Source organism: Desulfuromonas svalbardensis (assembly GCF_055389415.1).
Genome location: NZ_AP042416.1, coordinates 592,048 through 614,380, shown reverse-complemented (window position 1 = coordinate 614,380; position 22,333 = coordinate 592,048). Strand labels below are relative to the sequence as shown.

Below are 22,333 nucleotides of genomic sequence, written 5' to 3'. Positions count from 1 at the left end.
TTTGTCACGTTATATGATAAATGGTTGTCGTTTCAGTGCTTATGAATTAAATAAAGGCAGTGAACATTTAGGGATTAATTGTTGTTTCTCAGCACGCGCTAACAGCTCTTGAACCGCAGCAATCCCTTCATCGCCGAGATCAATTGAGAATGAATTGACATACAACTGAATGTGGTTGTGGGTGACGGTGTCGGAGAGTTCCTGAGCATGACTGCGGATGTAGTGTGTTGCAGCATCGGGATGCTGTTGGGCATAGCGTACGCTGGCACTGAGTGCTGAATCGATCGTATTGATCATCTCACTGGGGAGCTCGCGACGCGCTAAAATTCCACCGAGGGGGATAGGTAGACCGGTGAGTTGTTCCCACCATTGACCAAGATCGAGAACTCGATGGAGCCCTTGTTGTTGATAGGTAAAGCGAGATTCATGGATAATAACGCCCGCATCGGCTTCACCTCGATCTAATGCTGGAATGATTTGATCGAACGGGAGGCATTTTACCTGCTTAAAACCTTCACCATGAAGTTGTAGTAGCAGATGTGCGGTCGTTAGTTCACCAGGAATAAGAATGGTTTTGTCACGTAATTGTTCAATTGAGCAAGGTTGCTTGGCTACCAGTAGTGGCCCGCAGCCGCGGCCGAGTGCACCACCAGAGCGCAGCAATACGTAGCGATCACGTAAATGACCTAACGCATGGTACGAAATTTTAGTCAGATCAAGAGCGCTCGCCATCGCCAGCCGATTGAGGGTTTCAACATCCTCAAGTCGTTCGCTAAAAGAGATTCCGTCGCAAGGGACGAGGCCGTGAATCAAGGCGTTAAAAATAAAGGTATCGTTAGGGCAAGGAGAGTAGCCGAGGGTGAGCGTGGTGTCGGTCATATTAGGTTACTCTTTCTCTGGTGCAAAGCAGTGGATCACATAAAGGGCAGCGTGTTGAGCGCGCGTCATAGCGCCGACAAGGTCCCACTGCGCCATATTGCGATCTTCGACCATATTTGAAATAGCGCGAACCTCACTAAATGGGGTCTGATATTGAGCGCAGATTTGTGCTACGGCTGCGCCCTCCATGTTTTCAACAATACCTTGAGTCCGTTGGTAGAGCTGCTGGCCAGATAACGCCGTGCCGCTACAGGTAGAGACGGTAACAAAACTGCCTGTTTTGCATTGGAGTGAGTGCTGCTGTGCGTAAGGTGTAAGAACCGTATTGAACCGCTCAACCATTGTGCCGGTTGTCGGAAATCGGTTGAAAAAGCGTTGTTCTCCACATTGAACGATGGCAAAGCCGAGTTGCTCCATGTCGACAAAGCCCGTCGGTGTCAATACCCCCTCATCACCCATGATCTCTTCACTGGCAATGGCAAGATCGCCGAGTTTCAATCCCCCTTCAGGGTAGGCACCAGCACAACCGATCATCAACACATGACTCACCATAAAGTGGTTAAGTAGCAATGTTGTCGCCGCTGCAGCCGCTGCTTTGCCGATACCGCAGCAGGCAATTGCTAGATTTTGCGAGCCAATGAGTCCAGTGTGGACATTAAGGTGACCACATTGAATCGTTTGTGGTTGAATGAGGGCGCTGACAAGCTGATCGCTCTCAGCGGCAACTGCTGTCAGGATTAGCAGAGTCGGTTCCGTGGTTACTGGTGTCATCATTTGGTTGCAAACCAGCCGCTACGAATCAGGTCTCGGCGCAGTGTCACGCCTTGTTTGCGGGTCACGCCCCAGCGCCAAAAGGTTTGATCTGAGCGAGTTTCTGATGAACTATCGGGAATGTGACGCGATTTTTCAACCAGTTGATGTTTGAAAATCGTATCGGCACCATCAATAAACTTCAATAGTTTGGTGCGAATGACCTCTTCTGACTTGTCGGTGACGGTGGCAATGATATCGCGAACCTGTAGTCCCGATTCATAATCCTCTAGGGTTCCTTCAAAGCCTTGATTGCATTCTTTGACAAACTCTTTCCAATCGAGAAGCAGATGGATAAATTCATCATCACTTGACCAGTTCAGTTCAGCTTGCTGTTCAAGCAGATCTGAAATGTAATCCTGTTCTTTGCCCGAGAGGTAAAACTCTTCACCCGAAGTTGTGGATTGCATCTCAAACAGTTCCACCAGATCGCCGCAGTAGTTGACATAGTCAAGTTCTTCGGGGCTAAATTTTTTCAGATCATGGGGGAGCTGGCGAGAGTTAAGGCTAACGAGTGAAAGGTGGTCGTGGGCAAAGTCGGCTGGGAACAGCAGTTCATCCTTAAAGCGTAAGCCGTATTGGGTGAAGATGTTCATGGCGCGAATGTGGTTAGCGGTGAAACAGGTGAACGCTTTCTCTTCAGAGTAGAACAGTTCAGCCCCTTGGCGACTATTAGCCATACCAAAGCCGACAAAGCCATCGTGAATTAAACGACTTAAGTAGGGGGCGAGAATCTCAAGAATCTCGGCTGTTTCCATATAGGGCGAATAGAAAATCGTTGGCTCAGCAGGGGTGTCATCATCGACGTTGGTTATTCTGTCGGGATAATATTCAAGAACGAAAAAACTTTCATCTGTTAACAGCACAGCACAATCGTTGATGAGGTCGGGGAGTTTTTTAATGTCGATCAACGCGGCGAAGCGAAATGCATCTTTACACTCCTCAACGCGAGAGTAGCAAAAGCCTTGCTGAATATTGTATTCAGCTCTATTTTTTTCAGCTTCCCATACGCGTAAACCGCCGGGCTGTGGAAATGATAAAAGTGCCACTTGAAGTGTCTCAATCTATAAATTAAATGTGTCGTTATTGTTAAAGTGATGAGGAACAAATTCCATGCGCCAAGATAAGTCATTACGCAGTTGAAAGTCAACTGATGGCTCTGGTTGGCGAGGAAACTGAAAGTGGCGGATTATCGGTGGAGAATGTTGTGGTGCTAATGGCGGCGAAAGCGCTCAAGGAGGCGGTTGCAGGCGGCACTCGGGGTGGTGATGCCGTCGAGGACGGCTTGTTCTACTTGGGGTAGAAGGGGCTGAACATTTTTGTCGTGGATAAAAAGATCTTTTAGGTTGTCGTGAAGCATGGCCCACATCCATTCGCGGGCTTGTTGGCGTCGTTTTTCGTCGAATTCATGGTGTTGCTTCATGGTCGATTTGTACTCTTGTAGCATCTGCCAAACGGTATCGATCCCTTGATTGTGTAACGCACTACAGGTGTGGACGGGAACGGTCCAGTTTGCACTGCGTGGTCGTAAAATGTGCAGAGCGTTGCAGTATTGTTGTTTGGCGAGGTTGGCGCGGGTGATATTGTCACCATCGGCTTTATTGATGACGATAGCATCGGCGATCTCCATTACCCCTTTTTTGATCCCCTGTAATTCATCGCCAGCACCTGAGAGTTGCAGCAATAGAAAAAAGTCAACCATGGAGGAGACAGTGATCTCCGATTGACCAACGCCGACAGTTTCGACAATGATGATATCGTAACCGGCTGCTTCACATAGCAGCATGGTTTCGCGGGTTTTGCGGGCGACACCGCCGAGGGAATCGCCTGCGGGTGAGGGGCGAATGAAGGCGTTGTGGTCGCGGGAGAGGTCTTCCATGCGGGTTTTGTCGCCAAGGATACTGCCGCCTGAAATTTGTGATGATGGATCGACAGCCAGCACTGCAACCTTATGACCTTGTTGAGTGAGATGGAGACCAAAGGCTTCAATGAACGTACTTTTTCCCGCGCCAGGGACACCGGAGATGCCGATTCTCAGGCTGTTGCCCGTATCGGGGAGAAGTTGGTCGAGTAGAGGGGCGGCTTGTTGGACGTGTTCAGGCTTGCGGCTTTCGATGAGGGTGATCCCTTTAGCGAGGGCGCGAAGTTGGCCGTTGCGAATTCCCGTTGCAATCTGTTCGATATTCATGCCGCTGCCTTATTAGAAATGCCGATTGAAAATTGTCTTTTAAGATTAAAGTAGCCGGACGGTGTAAACACCGTCCGGCTGAATTTTATCGTTTTTCGAGAATGGCTGCAAGAGTTTCGCGAGCCGATTTGGTGATGGGCGTGCCAGGGCCAAAAATACGTGCGGCACCCGCAGCAAAAAGTTCATCATAATCTTGACGAGGAATAACCCCACCACAGACAACGGTGATATCATCCGCTCCTAATTTTTTCAATTCAGTAACCAGCTGTGGCACTAAGGTTTTATGCCCAGCGGCTAGGCTTGAAACACCTACGACGTGAACATCGTTCTCAACGGCCATTTTAGCCGCCTCTTCTGGAGTTTGGAACAGTGGGCCAACATCGACATCAAAACCAACATCCGCGTAGGCACTAGCAACCACTTTAGCGCCACGGTCGTGACCGTCCTGACCCATCTTAGCGATGAGAATGCGCGGGCGACGGCCCTCTTGCTCAGCAAAATCAGCAATCATTTTCTTCAGTTCAGTGAAGTCTTGATCATTTTCACACACCGATGCGTAAGCTCCTGAAACGAGTTTTATTTCAGCCTTATGGCGACCAAAGATCTTTTCCATGGCATCTGAAATTTCACCGACAGATGCGCGCAGACTAGCGGCCTTGATGCACAGGTCAAGTAAGTTACCGGCGCTATTCTCGCTCGCTTTGGTGATGGCGTCAAGTGCTGCTAGACAGGCGACCTCATCGCGGTTTTTACGCATGGTGTCAAGGCGCTTGATCTGTGATTCGCGTACGGCAGTGTTATCAATGTCGAGAACATCGATGGGGTCTTCTTCTGTCATCTGGTACTTGTTGACACCAACGATCACGTCGCGACCACTGTCGATAGAGGCTTGTTTTTTAGCTGCCGACTCTTCAATGCGTAGCTTAGGCATCCCCGACTCAATGGCCTTGGTCATGCCACCAAGTTCTTCGATCTCTTTGAGGATCACCCGTGCTTCTTTGATCAGCTCTGCTGTCAGCGATTCAACATAGTAAGAACCTGCGAGAGGATCGACCACATTGGTGATGCCGGTCTCTTCCTGAATCACCAACTGGGTATTACGAGCAATACGTGCCGAGTGGTCAGTGGGTAGAGAAATCGCCTCATCCAATGCATTGGTGTGTAACGATTGTGTGCCACCAAGAACTGCCGCCATTGCTTCAACCGTGGTGCGGATAACATTATTGTAAGGATCTTGCTCGGTTAAGCTCCAACCTGATGTCTGGCAGTGGGTACGCAGTGTTTTGGACTTAGGGTTTTGCGGATTGAACTGCTCCATCATCTCTGACCACAGGTAACGGGCAGCACGGAGTTTAGACGCTTCCATGAAAAAGTTCATGCCGATGGCAAAGAAAAATGAAAGTCGTGGCGCAAAAGCATCAATATCCAAGCCTTTTTTTATGGCTGCTTTGACGTATTCCAAACCGTCAGCCAAAGTAAAGGCCAACTCTAGCGCATTGTTGGCTCCTGCCTCTTGGATATGGTAACCCGAGATGGAGATAGAGTTGAATTTAGGCATCTTCTGACTGGTGTACTCGATGATGTCAGAGATGATTTTCATTGAAGGCTCAGGTGGATAGATGTAGGTGTTGCGCACCATGAACTCTTTGAGAATGTCATTTTGAATGGTACCAGCGAGCTTCTCTTGACTAACGCCTGATTCTTCAGCGGCAGCAATATACATGGCTAGAATGGGTAGGACTGCGCCATTCATGGTCATCGAAACTGAGACCTTATCGAGAGGGATATCGCCAAAGAGAATCTTCATATCTTCAATGGAGTCAATCGCTACGCCAGCCTTGCCGACATCACCAACAACACGCGGATGATCGGAGTCGTAACCACGGTGGGTTGCGAGGTCAAATGCTACCGATAAGCCTTGCTGCCCAGCGGCAAGATTGCGTTTGTAAAAAGCGTTAGACTCTTCAGCGGTAGAAAATCCCGCATACTGACGAACGGTCCAAGGCCGACCCGCATACATTGTAGCAACAGGGCCACGCAGGTAGGGTGGTAGGCCAGGCAGGGTGTTGAGGTGTTCAAGCCCTTCGATATCGGCAGCTGTGTACAACGGTTTGACACAGATCCCTTCGGGGGTATCCCATTTAAAATCAGACAGATCGTCTGTTTTTTTCTCTTTTTTGGCCTTGGCTTCCCATTCGGCCAGTGTCGGTTTGTTCGACATGGACTTTCCTTTCAGTGATAATGACATTACAAAAAAGTGAGTTTATGATTCGATTCCGATGCGAGCAGGCTGCCCAGCATCGTAATAGTGTTTAATGTCGCGCATCTCAGTAACGAGATCGGCCGCATCAATAAGTTGTTGCGGTGCATTACGGCCTGTGAGGACAAGCTCGGTATGAGGGGCCTTTTCGTCAATGAGGTTGAGAACATCATTGAGCTTAACTAAATTAAAATGGAGCGCATTAATAATCTCATCGAGAATAAGAAGGTCAAAATCTCCTGTGCTAGCGAGTACCGTTGCCTTTAGTAATGCTGCTTGAGCTAGATCGATATCTTCTTGTGCAGGATTTTTAAGTGATACAAAGCCTCGCCGCCCCACTTGCTCAACTGTCCAGTTTCCTCCCATGCGCTGCGCGCTGTGCATTTCTCCATAGTCTGGATCGTATTTCATGAAATGCATGATGTGGAGCGTTAAGCCACGGCCTGCAGCGCGGAAAGCAAGACCGAGCGCAGCGGTGGTTTTTCCCTTGCCGTTTCCGGTATAAATTTGCACACGGCCTTGTTGAAGTGCTGGAGTCATGACAGTTTAATTCTCATCCGTTGCTTCGGGTTGCCTTTATGTATTTGAGAGCACGTTTAAGATCAAATACAAAACAAGGGTTTAGCTGGTAAAATGCTTTTTTAAAATTGCTAAAAAGTTTTAGTGCGATGAAATATATCAGTGCTAATCACTCATTGTCAAGATCGATGACTTTGCCTTTGCGATGGATTTTTACCGTTTGAATGGTTCGTGATGACATTTTTTTGATGTATACACGCGAAATTTTCATAGAAGTGAGTGAACACGAAGATCTCCTGTTGCGGCGAGTTTGCGTCATTCGTGAGCTGTACCGCCCTGTGTGCTATGTGTACTTTTATGCGATTTGGGGCGTTCAGCCTGTAGCATAACGTGCTGAAAGTTAAGAGAAAGGCTGCTTTTTGCTCAAGATTTTTGAGATTTATTATGGGTAAAGGTTTTTATTGCTGATAAATAATTGAGTTGACAATTTTAGTCGCTTTGTTTTATATAATCTTGGGAATAAAACTGTTTTCTATTTTTGGGAGTGTGGTTTGGAGTACAATATTGGTGCGAAAATAAAAGAGCTTCGAAAGGCGCGTAAATTGACGTTGCAATCTGTGGCGACCGAGACGGGCTTTTCTCCAGCGTTGATTTCCCAAATCGAAAACAATAATGTTTCCCCTCCTATTGCGACCCTCTCAAAGCTTGCTCGCTTTTTCGATGTCAAAATCAGCCATTTTTTTGAAGAGGAAGAGGAAGTTCGTCGTTATGAGGTGGTTCGTGTTGAGGATCGCCGTGTTGTCAGCCGTGTTATCTCGAAAGCGGGCAAAGGGCATGGTTATACGTACGAAGCGTTATCTGTTCATAATCTCAACAAAAAAATGGAACCTTTTGTCGTTAGCGTGTCAGAGCGTAGTGATGACGAGACCATGTACAGTCATGAAGGTGAAGAGTTTATTTTAATTATTAGTGGTACCGCCGAGGTGCTTCTAGATGAAGAACGAATCAAGCTTGAAGCTGGGGATGCAATCTATTTTGACTCCTCCATGCGTCATCGACTCCTATCTTATGATGGTAGTGAAGTTCAGGTCTTGGCGATTGTGACACGTTAGACCCTATATTGACGCGCGTATAGGCTCAACCTAAACCCTCTGTCGAGTGGTTAAGGTGAATTGAAGTATTTCATGCATGCTCGGTCCGAGCATAAAATTTATCAAGTAGCTTAGTTTTATCGATAGAAGGTATAGGCCGGTTAGTGGCGAACGGGTGTTACTTTCCGAAATATCATTTTAATCAGTAAGGGGATGACGAAATGTCAAACAACGTATGTAAGCCTTCATTGACAAACCCTCTCGCACCTAAAGAGAATGTTGAATTTAACATTCCTGGCGAAATTGCGGGTCAAACAGGTGGTTATGAAGAGGTTATGAAGGAGGGGCACGATCTGATCGAGCGTCCAGTGAGATCAGTACCTGTTGGATCAATTGAAAAACAACACTTCAAGCAACGGATGACCGTTTGGGAGCGGATTAAAGTTCTCACTCAGAGTGAACCCAATATTTTATTCCAAAACTGGGGTAAAAACCTTGATGGTGCGTCGCTGGTCACAGGTATCTTAAATGTCGATGGCCGTGATGTGGCTGTTTATGGACATGATTTTACTGTTCGTGCCGGCTCCATTGATGCAACCAACGGTAGCAAGCTTGCTAAGCTGTTTAATATGGCGGGTGAAAAAGGGATTCCCGTTATTGGTATGAACGACTCGGCTGGTGCGTTTGTTCCTGCGGGCGTTGGTGGCTTGGATGGTTATGCTGAAGCTTTTACGGCGCTACGTAATATTAGTGGTGTTGTACCGAGTATCATGTGCATGTTTGGCTTTAACGCGGGTGGTGGTAGTTATCTGCCCCGTCAAGGTAGTTTCGTTATCCAACCTGAGAACACCTTCTTTGGCCTCACTGGCCCAGGCGTTGTTAAGTCCGTTCTCGGTGAAGATGTGACTCCCGATGAGTTAGGTGGGCCCAGAGTTCACGGTGCCACAGGCGTTGCTGACTTAACTGTCGGTGATGAGACCTCTGCCCTCCGTACTGCCCTGCGTTTACACAGTTACATACCTGACAACAATAGCGTCATGGCTCCCTATCAAAAGACCAGTGATCCTCTCGACCGTAAAACGTGGGAGATCAATACGTTATTGAAAAAGGCTTTTAACTCACCAACAGGGTTCAATACCCCTGTTGATGTTTCAATTATCATCCAACAAATTTGTGATCATGGTGATTACTTTGAGATGCAACCAGATCGTGCTCGCGAAGTTGTGACAGCATTCGGTCGTCTTGACGGCAATGTTGTTGGGTTCTGTGCCAACAACAGTGCGGTGTCTTCTGGTCAAATTGATTGCGATTCAGCGACAAAAATTGCTCGATTTGTCCGCTTCTGTAATATCTATAATATTCCAATTATCTTCATGGAAGATACAACAGGCTTCCTGCCAGGGCGTGAGCAAGAATCACGCGGTATCGTTCAAGCTGGTCGTTCAATGCTGGATTCAATCGTTGATGTGCGTACCCCACGGATTTTGCTGATTCTACGTAACGCTTACGGTGGTGCCTATGCATCGTACAACAACTATGCAACAGGCGCTGATCTGGTTCTGGCGTTACCAACAACCCGTCTTGCGGTTATGGGGCCAGCAGGTAAAGAGTTCGTTTACAAAAAAGAACTTCGTGCTGCACGTGGTTCTATTTCAGCCATGATCGCAAAAGGTGTTCAGGATCGTGTAGCGGCAGGTTCAAATGCTGTTGCGGCACAAAAAGATGCTGAAGCACAAGCGGCTGAGTGGTTACGTTTAGAGGAAGCGGCTTTAAATACTCGCTACGAAAAAGAGCTAATGAACCCTAAAGAAGGTCTGGCTCTTGGTTCGATCTCTTCGATTGTTATGCCAACGGATCTACGTAAAGTGTTGGGGACGAATATGAACTTCTTCCTCCGTCACTATAAGCCAGGTCCTATGCAGTCGGTTCAGCGTGAATTCCATTAATTAGTACAAGTGGAATCACTGTTGGTGAGCGATATATAAATAACCCCATGGTAAGTGGAGATAAAGCCCATGGCACAAGATAATTATAGTAATAACCCTCTGATCCACCGCGATCGCCGTTTGAGCCAATCCGATTCGGCGTGGGTGCGGTCTTTTTCGTGTGAAGAATTGAAGCCATTGATTGTTTGTCGTGGCCCAATTCGTAAAGAGTCAATGGATGTGTATGATGAGATGGGGATCAGCCATTATGGCATCCTGTTATCTGAAAAAGACTCCATCGTTTATCCAAATGCTCTGTCACCTGAGTTACGTAAGCTGACTGATAATAGCCGTGTTCATCGAGTGCCCGATTATTCTGGTGCATCGAAGGAAGAGCGTGTTGAGCGTATTATCCAAATCATCGGTATCGCTAAAGATAACGGTTACGACTCAATCTTCGCTGGTTACGGTTTCATGGCGGAAGATGATGAGTTTGTTGCTGCTATCGAAGATGCTGGTTTGAAATTTATCGGTCCTTGTGCGGCGACCCAGCGCGCAGCGGGTAAAAAAGATGAAGCGAAACGTACCGCATTGCAGGTTGATGTTTCGGTTACTCCGGGTATCGATAATGTTACAGCACGTACGTTAGTCAAGAAATATGAGACCCGCGAAGCATTGGTCGCACTCGTTAAATCGGAAGCACTTGATTGTGACGCTGATGTGGTTGCCAACGGGTCACTCACTCTTGAAGAGCTCGCCGACCAAATTCTGTTTTCATCTTACCGTAAGGGGATCGACCTCTTTTCAGTTGATGAACTCTGTGCTCAGGTTGAAGCAGAGTGTAGTGCCATGTTTAAAGGCTACCCCGGTGCGCGTATTCGCCTTAAGGCAATCGGCGGCGGTGGTGGTAAAGGGCAGCGGATTCTTGGCGAAGACCTCTTAGGAATCAAAGAGCCCAGTGCTGACCAAATTGCTCAAGCTGCAGCGGTTGCTCCTGGTCTCGTTCTTGAAATTTTCAACGAAGTTAAAACAAACGGCGTTGGTGATAACAAGAACGTTCTGGTTGAACTGAATATCGAACAAACCCGTCACAACGAGATTCAACTTCTTGGCAACGGTACATGGACGATTGCCCTCGGCGGTCGTGATTGCTCTCTGCAGATGCACGAGCAGAAATTACTTGAAATCTCAGTGACTCAAGAAGCCTTGGCGCTGGAAATCAACAAAGCTAAAGACGCTAACCTACCAATTCAAGTGAAGGCTCTTGAGTCTGACCTCATGGTTCTCAAGCGGATGGAAGCCGAATCGGAGCGTTTTGGTGAGGCGGTCAAACTTGATTCAGCGTCAACGTTTGAGTGTATTGTCGATGGTGAGCGTCACTACTTCATGGAAGTTAACACCCGTATTCAAGTTGAGCATCGTGTTACCGAGCTTGTTTATAACCTGAAATTTACCAATCCTGACAATGCTGATGATTTCTTCATTGTTGAATCGTTAGTTGAAGCGATGGCGTTGCTCGCTGAGCACAAAGAGCGCTTGCCTCGCCCCGAGCGTCAGCCCCGTTTTGGTGCTGCGGCTGAAGCGCGCTTGAATGCGACAGACGATTCCTTGTCTCCATCTGCTGGTGGTATGATCCACTACTGGTCAGATCCGATCGATGGTGAAGTTCGTGATGATCAAGGGATCTGCATGGCTAACCCTGATACGGGTCACTTTATGAAATATAAAGTAGCTGGTGCGTACGATTCCAACATCGCTCTGTTGTTGACCAACGGTCCTGATCGTGAAGAAAGCTACAAGCGTTTGGCGTGTGTGTTGCGTAGTACCACATTGCGCGGTGCTGATCTGGCGACTAATCTCGAATTTCATTACGGCTTGGTTAGCTGGTTCAAGGCCAATAATGTTATGGCAAAGCCGACCACTCGCTTTGTGGTCCCTTACTTGACTCTTGTCGGTAAATTGAAAGAGGAAGCTAATAAAGTTGACGTTGTCTACGCCTTCTTGCAGATGAAGAAGCATTATAAACAGAAATACACTGACAATCCGGAGGTTGAAAAAGCCGTTTCTGATGCGCTAGACCGCAAGGGGACTCTTCTTACCCGGCCTATGGAGCGCTTGCTTGGCGACCCACACCTACTCTCTGGTTGGTTGAGCTGGAACAAGAAGAATTTCAGAATCGAAAACGGTAAAGTTGTTTGGATTCGCAATCCTCTCGGCGTTCTTTTTGAGACCTATGTTTACATGCATATGGAGTGGAAAGAAAATGCTCCCGCTGCTGAGATGATTTGGTCTCACGATTATGAGCTTCTCGAAGGTTCTCTCAAATTCTACAAAGAGTTACGAATTAAGCTTGGTTTGACCAAAGCACAATTTGTTGAGCTTGATGAGATTATCCGTGGCGATGAGCCGCAACTCGGTTACGATGCTGAAATGTGGGCTAAAATTCAAGAGGCGCACTTTGGTTTCGAATTAGGCAATGAGCTCCTTGGCTTGCTGTTCATGATCGCGGAGAAAACAGGTTTCTACGATCTTAAAGTAGAAGACGATCTTGAGGTCACCATTCCTGAGTATCTGCATGATCCGAAGTTGCAAGCAGCGATGAAGAAGGTTTTGGTTCCACCGCCAGCAACAAAAGCTGATGAGGTTGTTACTCCAGGTGGCGGTATGTATTATGGCCAAGAAGCACCGGGTCTGCCGGCGTTTGTTACCAAGGGGATGCACTTTGAAAAAGGGCAGCCATTATTCATTCTCGAAGTGATGAAGATGTTTAATAAGGTTCCAGCACCATTCTCTGGAACCATTGATGAAATTCTCATCGAAGGTGGTGATGGTACCATCGTTTCTAAGGGACAACCGTTGTTTAAGGTCACTCCTGATGAGAAGTTTGTTGAGGTTGATCCGAAGAAAGTTAAGAAACAACGTCAAGCAACAACAATTGAGTTTTTGTCCGCAGTCATGTAGGCAGCACTCTCGATAGCAACACGATAAAGTGACCTCGCCCTTGTGGCGGGGTTTCTTTGTCTTAATTGTCAACATCAGAAATTCATTAAGGTGTAAAATATACCCTCTAACGCAAAACTAACTAGGAGTTCACACAATGGTAAAGAAAATAAACCATATTGGCATCGCGGTACACAGTATCGAAGAATCTGCTCCCCTTTATCGTGATGTTTACGGTATGCAAGATGAGGGTGTTGAGATCGTCGAAGAGCAAAAGGTTAAGGTTGCTTTTTTTGGTGTTGGCGAAAGCCGCATCGAACTCCTTGAGCCAACGAGTGATGACTCACCTGTGGCAAAGTTTATCGCCAAAAACGGTCCTGGTGTCCATCACATCGCCTACGAAGTCGATGATGTGTGTGCCGAGATCGAACGCTTAAAGGGCGAAGGGATTCGCCTCATCAATGACGTGCCACGCTGTGGTGCCCATCACACACAAATCGCTTTTTTGCACCCTAAAAGCAGTGGTGGGGTACTAACGGAGATGTGTCAAATGCAGCACTGATATTATGGCCTTTTGTCCTAGTGTTTGAGTTTGGTGCGGTAATTGCTCAAGTAAGGCTGCAATTATCTCAAGGTAGATGGTTGAATTTAATCAAGTGGAACCACTAGGAGGAAACAAAGGATGAAGAGAGTATTAGGGTTACTCGCACTGTTGTTAGTAGTGGCAGGGCCAGCATTTGCAGTTGAGTTTAGTTTTCATGGTGATTTGAGACACGAATTTCGTATTAATTCAAATCAGTCAGGGTTTACCGCAGCCAAAGAATTTGCCGCAAAACTAGACCCGACTCAAACAAAAATTAGTAATGATGATGTGAATGATAGCTTTGGCGTTGTTAAATATCGCTTATGGACTGCGGCGTCAAGTGATGATGGCGCAGTTAAAGGTGTCTTTGCTATTGAAGTGGGTGGCCTCCACTTTGGTGACAGTAATGCTGGTGCAGGTTTTTCAGGTGATGGAAAAAACATCGAAGCACGTTGGGCTTACACCGATTTTGCTCTAGCAGGCGGGCGCATGAGGATTGGACTGCAACCTGCTAGAATGAATAAGTTTTTGTGGAGCGAAACGGCGGCGGGTGTTGATTACCGTGTTGGCAATTTTGAAATTGCTTGGTTCCGTGGTTATGAAGTGGTGTCTGATGATAATGCATTTCAAGATCTCGATGCTCTGTATCTACGTTATAACTTCAAGCCTGCTGAGGGAACTAAGGTTGGCCTTTTCGCATTATGGCAAACAAGTGATGCTGCGAATGAATTTGATGCTGGTGAGACCATGGACGATCAAACTTGGAAGGTTAAGAAACTGACCGGTTATGATCTTGACCTCTACACCTTCGGTATTGATGGCGGTACAAAAGGGGACACTTTCTTTGCAAATTGGGACATTTTATACCAAACTGGACAGCTTATGGAGGCCTTGGACTTCGGTGGTTACCTTATTCATGTTGATCTTGGTACAAAAATTAACAAAGCAAAGATCACCTATACGTTTTGGTACACATCGGGTGATGATGATCGTGAAGATGACGATTTTGATGCCTATATCGCCACAGATGTTGATATTAATGCATCCTACGCATCGGTTGTTATGTTTGGCGGTTTGAATTCTGATCAATATTTCTCCGCGGACCCTTATATCCAAGACAAGGGTTTGATGATGAACCGCTTGGCTTATGACACCAAGGTTACCGATAAGTTAAAAGTTGGTGTGGCAGCTATGTACATGATGACTGCTGAAGACCTTGAGTATCAAGACAACACGGGTACTATTGATCACGCGGATGATGCCATCGGTTTTGAGATTGATGCATACGCGAGTTATAAAATCTATAACAGCCTTGAGTTCGCAATGGCTGCTGGTTACTTGATGACGGATGATGCTCTTGATTTCTATGAAGAGGATCATGATGGTTCTGCTGATGAGGACATTTATGTCATCACTTCACGCCTACGTTACCAGTTCTAAATTCTGCCCCACAATCAGTTTCATGTAAGCTGTAGCTGAACGTAATGAAATACCCCGTATCGATACCGATGCGGGGTTTTTTCGTGTGAACGAAGGGCGAAATGGGTACTAATTAGAACGATTACTGCAATGTGGTTTCAGCGGTGTTATACTTAAGGGCTTATAGAAGAATCACTACTACATGAAGCATGATTGTGTGTCGATGATATCGTCGTGCTGGAGAGATCACTGTGAAAGAGAAAAAACATAATAAATCGAAACGCCTTACTGCTGAACTCCTTGCCCCGGCAGGAAGTTTAGAGGCTTTCTTTGCCGCAATGGAATCGGGTGCTGATGCCGTTTATTGTGGTCTGCAATCCTTCTCAGCACGAGCGAAGGCTAAAAACTTTTCTCTTGATGATTTAAGCGCTATGACGCGATATGCCCATGAGCGTAAGCGTAAACTGTTCGTCACCATGAATACACTGGTGAAAGAGGAGGAGTTGCCGCTCCTGATCGACACCCTTGCTGCTGTTGAAGAGGCTGAGGTCGATGCGCTGATTATTCAAGATTTAGGTGTGTGGCGAACAGCTCGTGAACATTTCCCCAATTTGCCTCTCCATTCATCGACACAGATGACGGTGCATAATAGTGCTGGAGTGAAGCAGCTGGAACAGATGGGTTTTGAGCGAGCGGTGCTTGCCCGAGAACTCACCCTGGCTGAGATTCAACATATTCGCAGTCAAACGCAGATGGAGTTGGAGCATTTTATCCATGGCGCGTTGTGCTTTTGCTTCTCAGGGCAATGTTATTTCTCCTCCTACCTAGGTGGTAAAAGTGGTAATCGCGGCCGCTGTACACAACCCTGTCGCCGTCGTTATAACTATCGTGGTAAGCAGGGATACTACTTCTCACCCAACGACCTCTCTGCCATCGAACTGTTGCCTGAATTGCAAGAAGCTGGGGTCAGTAGTTTCAAAATCGAAGGGCGAATGAAGAGTGCGGAATATGTCTTCAATGTTGTTACAGCCTATCGGAAAATGATGGATGCGACACCAGCTCAACGGCCAGATGTTTTGAAAGAAGCACGTGTGCTGCTGAAGCAATCGTTTGGACGTACACCAACCAAAGGGTTTCTAGCTGGTACACAGCCAGCAGATCTTGCGACGCCCGCCTTAAGAGGGTCAACGGGTCGTTACCTCGGTGATGTAACTCGTAGTCAGGGCAATAAACTTTATTTTAAAAGCCGTGACTCACTTCATGTCGGTGATCGAATCCGAATTCAACCGGGGAGCGATAAGGTTGGCACGGCGTTCACGCTAAAGCAGTTATGGGCTGGATCGCGGGCTGTTAAAAAACTTGGTGTTGGACCTGCTTGCGTCACCAATCCATTCGGTGAAAAATTTAAAACGGGTGACGCGGTCTTTAAGGTTTCATCGCAACAAGCTTTTTCTATGAGTGATGCCGCCTGCCGACGCAAGTTGGGGCAGGTTAAAGTAAAAAAGCACCCTCTGGAATTATCGGTTCAGCTTGTCGAGCAACAACTTATTTTGGCTGCCAAAGTGGGTACGGTTACGTTGAATGCTTCGTACGATGTTGACGTTTATCCTGCATCGGATAGCCCGTTATCTGCCGAGGCACTTAAGCAGGTGTTTAGCCGCACCTCTGATGATCCGTTTGAGCTGGTTGAGTTGACCGCCGATGGCCTGCCTTGTGTGGTGATACCGCCTAAGCGATTAAAAGAGATTCGCCGCGATTTTTATCTTCACCTGCGTCAGGATCTTGACAAAGTGAAACGTGAAAAGCGCGACATTCAAAAGAAGCGCGCTAAGGTGGCCTTGTTAACGAAGAAGCCTTATCAGCGCCGGCAGCAGGAAGTTACCGTTGCTGTACGCGACGTGCGTGAGATGCGCACGCTAGAAAATCCTGATGTTGATCGCGTTCTGGTGCCACTTACTGCCGCGGTACTACATCGACGTTGGAAGGCGACCAGTCGTCAATGTTGCGGTGTCGTGTGGGATATCCCCTTTGTGATCTTCGATCAAGAATGGCGGACCATTCAGCAGGCCGTTCATTATCTCGTTGAGGCAGGTTTTACCCATTTTCGCTTGAACAATTTGAGTCATTTTAGATTGTTTAACAAGATGGACGGCTTGCACCTTGAGACCAGTTACCGACTTTTTTGTATGAATACACAAGCAATGTTGAGTTGGCAGGACTTAGGCGCAAGCTCGAGTGAATTATACATTGAGGATGAGCAAAGTAATCTTTCAGAACTGTTCAGTCGGGCAGGAACGTACCCTCTTCAGGCGATGGTTTATGGATCGATTCCACTGATCACATCGCGGATTCGTATTCCTGGAGTTAAAAGTGATTTGCCTTTGGTGTCAGATCGAGGGGATGAATATCGAGTGATCAATCGAGGTGGCTTAAGTGTGCTCCACTCGCAAACCGATTTTTCGTTGTGTGGTGAAATGAATCGCTTACAAGAGCTGGGTTGTGCTGGCTACCTCATTGATATTTCACATCTTGGGGCGTTAAGCACTGAAGGTCGGCGTGTTTTAGAGTCCGCACGTAGCCGTCGTGACCTTCCCAACACATCGAACTTTAATTTTGAAGCTGGAATCGATTGATTTAGCACTGACAATATAACAAAAAAAGGGGGGGGTGACAGAATTTCTGTCACCCCCCTTTTATAATTTGGTGAGAATTGACATCTTTTTATTGATTGAGAGTCGAATCCGTTAAGCCATAACCTTTTTCGCCGTGTAGAGCTTGATCCAAGCCTTCGATTTCACTTTGGGCATCAATACGAAAGCCAACGGTCTTCTCAACAAAAACGCACAACAGGTAGGTTACTGGAACAGCTAAGGCGATGGTAACGCCCATGCCGACAAGTTGCACCCCTAATTGGTCAAAAGCTCCCCAGCTGCCACCCGCCGCTTGGGCGGCACTATCCATCCAGCTTTGTCGGATAAAGAAGCATAGTAGCAGTACGCCGAGTCCACTGCCGACGCCGTGGATGCCAAAACAATCCAGGCTGTCATCGTAGCCAAATTTCATTTTCATCTTTAGTGCATAAAAGCAAACGAGTGACGATGCTGCGCCAAGGAACAATGCGCCTTTCGGTAAGACCACTGCTGCAGCCGGGGTGATCACAACGAGACCAGCGAGAATTCCTGAAGCAAAACCAAGAGCAGTGGCCTTTCGGAAGGCGAGAGCCTCAATGATGAGCCACGTTAAAGCGCCACTTGCTGCTGAAATTTGAGTCATGGTCAAAGCGCGGGCTGTGTCAAGGCCGCTTTGGAGAGTCGAACCAGCATTGAAACCAAACCAGCCAACCCAGAGTAATCCAGCGCCCATCATGGTCATAACCAGATTATTTGGATGCATGGGGCGATTCGGAAATCCTTTACGGGGGCCAATATAGATCGCCGCAACCAAGGCACTGGCACCAGCTGAAACATGGATAACCAACCCACCCGCCAGATCAATAACACCCGCTGCACCGTAATTAAACAACCAACCTTCAGGTGACCAAATCCAGTGACAGAGCGGGCAGTAGACAAAGAGAAACCATAGCGCGATAAACAGTGAATAGCCGCGCAAATATACACGTTCGGCAATTGCACCACTAATAAGCGCTGGAGTGATGATGGCGAATTTACCTTGAAACATCGCCATAATATATTCGGGAATACCATCGACGATGGTGTTGTCGATCCCTTGAAGAAAAAAGTAATCAGAGTTCCAACCGATCACACCACCGAGAATACTTTTGCCGAAAGTGAGGGAATAGCCGACGGCAACCCACAGTACTCCGATAATGGCTAGAGCAATATAGCTGTGCATCATAGTCGATAACACGTTTTTGGTACGAACTAAACCACCATAAAACATGGCTAATCCAGGGATCATCAGTAGCACTAAGGCGACGGACATCATCATCCATGCGGTGGTTCCAGTATCAACGGTAGAGCCGTTGGCCAGTACGGCTGATGGTGTGAGTAGGGCTGTGATAAAAAAGGATAGAGTGTAAATTTGCTTCATTACTTCCTCCTCGAAGTAAACTGAACCGCGTTGATCGTAGCGATACCTTTGTGGGCTACGTCGCGACATGTGGCATCGTTGCTTGGCGAATGTCTAATAAAAAGGTAGGAGACAGATATAGAAAAGCAAGTGCTGTGCCATGATTCTAAGTTACTGATTTAGTAGGAGCTAAACCAATTGTGACGTATTTTACTTCAGTTGCAAGGAACAATGTGCATGAAAAATAGGCAGCCGTGGTTGATAAATAGTCAGCGTTCAAACAGATCAACGGGCGTGGTTACCATTGTAAAAGAAACAAATTGAGCAGCCCGATCAGCATACCGAGGAGAGCGCCAAACAGGTTGATGTATTTAAATTGCTCTTTCATGATCCCCATCAAAAGATCTTCAACCTTGAGGATGTCAAGAGAATTGACTTTGTCTTCAACGATTCGACGAATATCGAGGGTATCGACTAATGGCGGGATCTCTTTTTTAAGAATGGTCACTAGCTGTTCAAATAAGCCATGTTGTAACTCTTCGCGTGCATCGCTGGGAAGTCGTGTCGCCAGCTCACCGAGGGGACGCTCGCTAATCCAATAGTTGATTTTTTGTTCTAACTCTTGATTAATGGTTTTTTGTAGAGACTCTGCTTGTAACAGTTGGATCACTGTTGCTGTAATTTGTTTGGCTAACGCAGGGGTGCTGTCATCGTTGCCGATTTGACGAATAAGTTCCGAAAATGGGCGATCTTTTATGCCATCAATGCTCCGTTCAAGCCAGGTCATGATCTGTTGTTGAGAATGTTGGCTTTGGACAAGGGAGACAGCATGCTGGCGGATAAACTGCTTCATTCCCGCCACTTTTTCGTACGGCATCTGTTCAAGGTAGCTGGATACTGGACGTTCTAGCCAACAATCTAGCCGTTCGCGCAGTGCTTTGGCTACATCTTGTTGAACTTTTTCTGACCTTAACCATTGGCGTAGTTCGTTGCTGGCGTTATCCATAAATTCAGGCAGGCGGGCGTACACTTTTTCCATGTCAAAAAGAGCGGCAACAATCGCTGACAGACCCTCAATCGAGTCGACAAAGCCATCAATCCCTTGGCGAACTTTCTTTTCAAGCTTATCGCGCATTTCAGGGTCATCAAGGGTTGTTGAAAAGTGTTTAAGTACCTGAGGGATCTCCTTCTCCAATTGATCAAGGAGTACATTTTGTAAATCTTGTGGCAGTAGCTGTCTGAGCGATTTTTTAGAGCGGATAACGTTTTCAGTTTGGTTGTCAATGAACTGACCAACCGTTTCGGCAACAGTGTCAGAGGCGAGCCATTGCTGTAGCCGTCGTTCAATATGGTCGCGACTCTGCTGATAGCGTTCCGGGGTGATGAAATAAGTGAGATCGTGCTGTAGAAATTGGTTTAATTGCTTGAGGACAAACTGGTTAAGTCGTTCCTCAAAGGCTTCGCTGGCAAGGGTGTTTCGCAGCGATTTAATAAATTTCCAGCGTAAACCATCAAGTAGTTCGTGAAAGCGGGGATGAAACCGTTTTGGCAGCAACGTGATGGCGGGACCAAGGGATTTTCCGATAAAGGAATCGAGTTTAATCGCAACGGCTTGCTGAAGCTTTTGTTGAAATACTGGTTTTTCTAACGCATTAGCGACGTCAGCAGTTGTCAAAAGGTGCGAGCCAACCATTTCACCCATTTTGCGTGCTAACTCGTGGCGTTGTGATGGAATAATTCCAGGTGTTAATGGGACACGTAGTCCAAAAATATGCCATGGATGGAGTGGCCGAAACAGCATTCGAATTGCAATGTAGTTGGTCACGTAGCCAATAATGGCGCCTAAAAGTGGTGGCAGAAGATAGGGCCAATAGGCGTGAAGCGTTTCGAGCATGATGGATCCTTAAGTAGAAAAAAGGGGGGGCTAGTCGATGTCAGTATCAAATGAGCGGAACGCTGCCAACACCTCATTTTGACGTAACACGCCGAGGAGTTGTTCGGGGTGCTCGGGGTCTAATACAGGGAAATAGCTGATGTGGCGATGGCGGCGCATGGTGACTAATGCTTCGCGTAAGGATTGATCGGGACCAAGAGCGCAATGGTTCGGTGCCAGCAAGTCACTTGCGACGATCAGTTTCGCCAATTCAGGTTCAAAAAGTAAGTTGCGAATCTCAGTATAGTCAATAATGCCAACAAAGCGGCCGGCGCCATCAACAACCGGGAAACGATCATATCGGCTGTGGGAGATAAAGCGCAGCAGCTTATTGAACGGGGTATCGTTGACGATGGTTTCGACGTTTTGGCGCATAATATGGCGGACTAAAATATCACCTGGGTCTTTGACATTGTGACCAGCGGGTAAGCCTAGCGACGAGCGAAAATGGTCGACGACATTGTGTAGCCCCTCAATCGCACCCTGAGGAGCGCGCTTGCGCAGTAAGGATAAAATCGGCACTTCGCCCGAAAGTACTAAGCCATGACGTACCGATAGTGGGCCAATCAGCTCAAAGACTACAACTGAACCAAGGATCACTGCTTCAATGAGGTGGCCACCTTGATCCCATTGATCGGCGAGTGTTGAAGCTAAGCCAATGGCGACTCCTGCTTGAGCCATGAGAGTCATACCAATGGTTTGTTGTTCGCGATGACTGAAGGATGCTAATCGTGCCCCCCAGCGAGCTCCCCACCATTTTCCGATTATGCGTAGAACAACATATGCCACCCCTAGTGAGCCGATGTGAAGCAGTGTTTCAATATGCAGGCTTGCTCCAGCAAGAACAAAAAAAGCGACATAAAGTGGGTAGTCGATCTGTTTGATTGCTGCATAGATTTGGTGCCAGCGAGGTGAACTGCTCGATAAAACAATGCCGAAGATAAGGTGGCAGAGCAAGGCGTTAATTTCAGTGATTTCACTTAATATGGAGATGGAGAAAAGGGCGCCAAGGACGATGCATTTAAATTCACTTGCTAATTCGAGTCGTTGACTCCATGTCGCAATGAGCAAGCCAATGCCGCCACCAATGAGAAGCGGACCCGTTAGGTGCCAAAGGAGTACTAAGTTGCCTTCTTCGGGCGAAAAAACCCAATGCATTGCACATAAAAATGCAATGACAGAGAGCAGGTTGTTGAGGCCGACGAGGGATAGTAAAGTTGATGTTGTTGGTCCCTCCGCCTCATATTCACGAATAACCATCATCGTTGCAGCGGGTGCTGTGGCGATGGCAATGACACCAAAAAACAGCCCCATCAATAGTGAGGTTTGAGCCAAAGTGAATGGCGTAATGGAGGTGTGAAGCCACCATTGATTTGTGGCTGCGCAGCCAAGTGAAACGAGGATAAACGTGAGTGAGGACTCGAAACCAGAGAGGACAAATATTCGCCAGCGTAAGCGGCGTATGCTCTCAAGGCGAAATTGACCGCCAACGTTCATCATGATTAGGGCGAGGGCAAGATTGGTCAGGGGTTGAAGGTTCTCGAGAGCAAGGGGGGAGATCGGTGCAGGATAACCAAAAATTTTGGCCGCAGAAGGACCGAGAATTAGCCCCGTGAGCAGGTAGCCCGTAACGCGTGGCACGTGTAGCAGTGCGGCAAGTCGCCCTCCGAGGAGGGCACCGATAAAAATAGCCATCAGTGCTAGTATGATGTGTAAATCGCCCATATGGTGAATTTTGAGAAGTAATTTTTGTTAAA

At 47.2% G+C, this 22,333-nt stretch carries 15 protein-coding genes; 6 read left to right on the top strand and 9 right to left on the bottom strand.

Annotation, left to right across the window (positions count from 1 at the left end; all coding sequences use genetic code 11):
- Nucleotides 1-39: 39 nt before the first annotated feature.
- The 6 genes from ACZ5KY_RS02795 to ACZ5KY_RS02770 all read right to left on the bottom strand — a co-directional run bounded on the left by ACZ5KY_RS02795 (nt 40) and on the right by ACZ5KY_RS02770 (nt 6,677).
- On the bottom strand, nt 40-879 hold the full coding sequence (locus ACZ5KY_RS02795) for a 1,4-dihydroxy-6-naphthoate synthase (protein ID WP_464242385.1): 840 nt from the start codon (nt 877-879) through the stop codon (nt 40-42).
- A gap of 6 nt (nt 880-885) precedes the next feature.
- Entirely contained in the window at nt 886-1,653 is a 768-nt protein-coding gene (gene mqnB, locus ACZ5KY_RS02790; RefSeq protein WP_464242384.1) for a futalosine hydrolase, read from the bottom strand.
- Nucleotides 1,650-2,738, bottom strand: a complete 1,089-nt coding sequence (locus tag ACZ5KY_RS02785) for a hypothetical protein (RefSeq protein WP_464242383.1) — start codon at nt 2,736-2,738, stop codon at nt 1,650-1,652. Before ACZ5KY_RS02785 ends, mqnB begins: the two co-directional genes overlap by 4 nt.
- A 164-nt stretch (nt 2,739-2,902) precedes the next feature.
- Complete coding sequence (gene meaB, locus ACZ5KY_RS02780; RefSeq protein WP_464242382.1) at nt 2,903-3,877, bottom strand: methylmalonyl Co-A mutase-associated GTPase MeaB; 975 nt, start codon at nt 3,875-3,877, stop codon at nt 2,903-2,905.
- An 85-nt stretch (nt 3,878-3,962) separates the two neighbouring features.
- Nucleotides 3,963-6,098, bottom strand: a complete 2,136-nt coding sequence (gene scpA, locus ACZ5KY_RS02775; RefSeq protein WP_464242381.1) for a methylmalonyl-CoA mutase — start codon at nt 6,096-6,098, stop codon at nt 3,963-3,965.
- Nucleotides 6,099-6,140: 42 nt separating this feature from the next.
- Nucleotides 6,141-6,677 carry a cob(I)yrinic acid a,c-diamide adenosyltransferase gene (locus tag ACZ5KY_RS02770; protein ID WP_464242380.1) on the bottom strand — a complete coding sequence of 179 codons (537 nt, stop codon included), beginning with the start codon at nt 6,675-6,677 and terminating at the stop codon, nt 6,141-6,143.
- Between the two features lie 530 nt (nt 6,678-7,207).
- Between ACZ5KY_RS02770 and ACZ5KY_RS02765 the strand changes: the two genes are divergently transcribed.
- The 6 genes from ACZ5KY_RS02765 (at nt 7,208) to ACZ5KY_RS02740 (ending at nt 17,247) form a co-directional block, all read left to right on the top strand.
- On the top strand, nt 7,208-7,768 hold the full coding sequence (locus ACZ5KY_RS02765; protein ID WP_464242379.1) for a helix-turn-helix domain-containing protein: 561 nt from the start codon (nt 7,208-7,210) through the stop codon (nt 7,766-7,768).
- 200 nt (nt 7,769-7,968) lie between these two features.
- Nucleotides 7,969-9,693: an acyl-CoA carboxylase subunit beta gene (locus ACZ5KY_RS02760; protein WP_464242378.1), complete on the top strand. Its 1,725-nt coding sequence runs from the start codon at nt 7,969-7,971 to the stop codon at nt 9,691-9,693.
- Between the two features lie 69 nt (nt 9,694-9,762).
- Nucleotides 9,763-12,633, top strand: a complete 2,871-nt coding sequence (locus ACZ5KY_RS02755) for a biotin/lipoyl-containing protein (RefSeq protein ID WP_464242377.1) — start codon at nt 9,763-9,765, stop codon at nt 12,631-12,633.
- 136 nt (nt 12,634-12,769) lie between these two features.
- On the top strand, nt 12,770-13,174 hold the full coding sequence (mce, locus tag ACZ5KY_RS02750) for a methylmalonyl-CoA epimerase (protein ID WP_464242376.1): 405 nt from the start codon (nt 12,770-12,772) through the stop codon (nt 13,172-13,174).
- Nucleotides 13,175-13,294: 120 nt separating this feature from the next.
- Nucleotides 13,295-14,635: a hypothetical protein gene (locus ACZ5KY_RS02745; RefSeq protein ID WP_464242375.1), complete on the top strand. Its 1,341-nt coding sequence runs from the start codon at nt 13,295-13,297 to the stop codon at nt 14,633-14,635.
- Nucleotides 14,636-14,865: 230 nt separating this feature from the next.
- A complete protein-coding gene (locus ACZ5KY_RS02740) occupies nt 14,866-17,247 on the top strand; it encodes a peptidase U32 family protein (protein ID WP_464242374.1) in 2,382 nt (793 codons plus the stop codon).
- An 88-nt stretch (nt 17,248-17,335) separates the two neighbouring features.
- On the opposite strand, the gene ACZ5KY_RS02735 is transcribed toward ACZ5KY_RS02740, so the two are convergent.
- The 3 genes from ACZ5KY_RS02735 to ACZ5KY_RS02725 all read right to left on the bottom strand — a co-directional run bounded on the left by ACZ5KY_RS02735 (nt 17,336) and on the right by ACZ5KY_RS02725 (nt 22,301).
- Nucleotides 17,336-18,664 carry an ammonium transporter gene (locus tag ACZ5KY_RS02735; RefSeq protein WP_464242373.1) on the bottom strand — a complete coding sequence of 443 codons (1,329 nt, stop codon included), beginning with the start codon at nt 18,662-18,664 and terminating at the stop codon, nt 17,336-17,338.
- Between the two features lie 277 nt (nt 18,665-18,941).
- A complete protein-coding gene (locus ACZ5KY_RS02730; RefSeq protein ID WP_464242372.1) occupies nt 18,942-20,537 on the bottom strand; it encodes a DUF445 family protein in 1,596 nt (531 codons plus the stop codon).
- Between the two features lie 30 nt (nt 20,538-20,567).
- Nucleotides 20,568-22,301, bottom strand: a complete 1,734-nt coding sequence (locus ACZ5KY_RS02725; RefSeq protein WP_464242371.1) for a cation:proton antiporter domain-containing protein — start codon at nt 22,299-22,301, stop codon at nt 20,568-20,570.
- Nucleotides 22,302-22,333 lie beyond the last annotated feature (32 nt).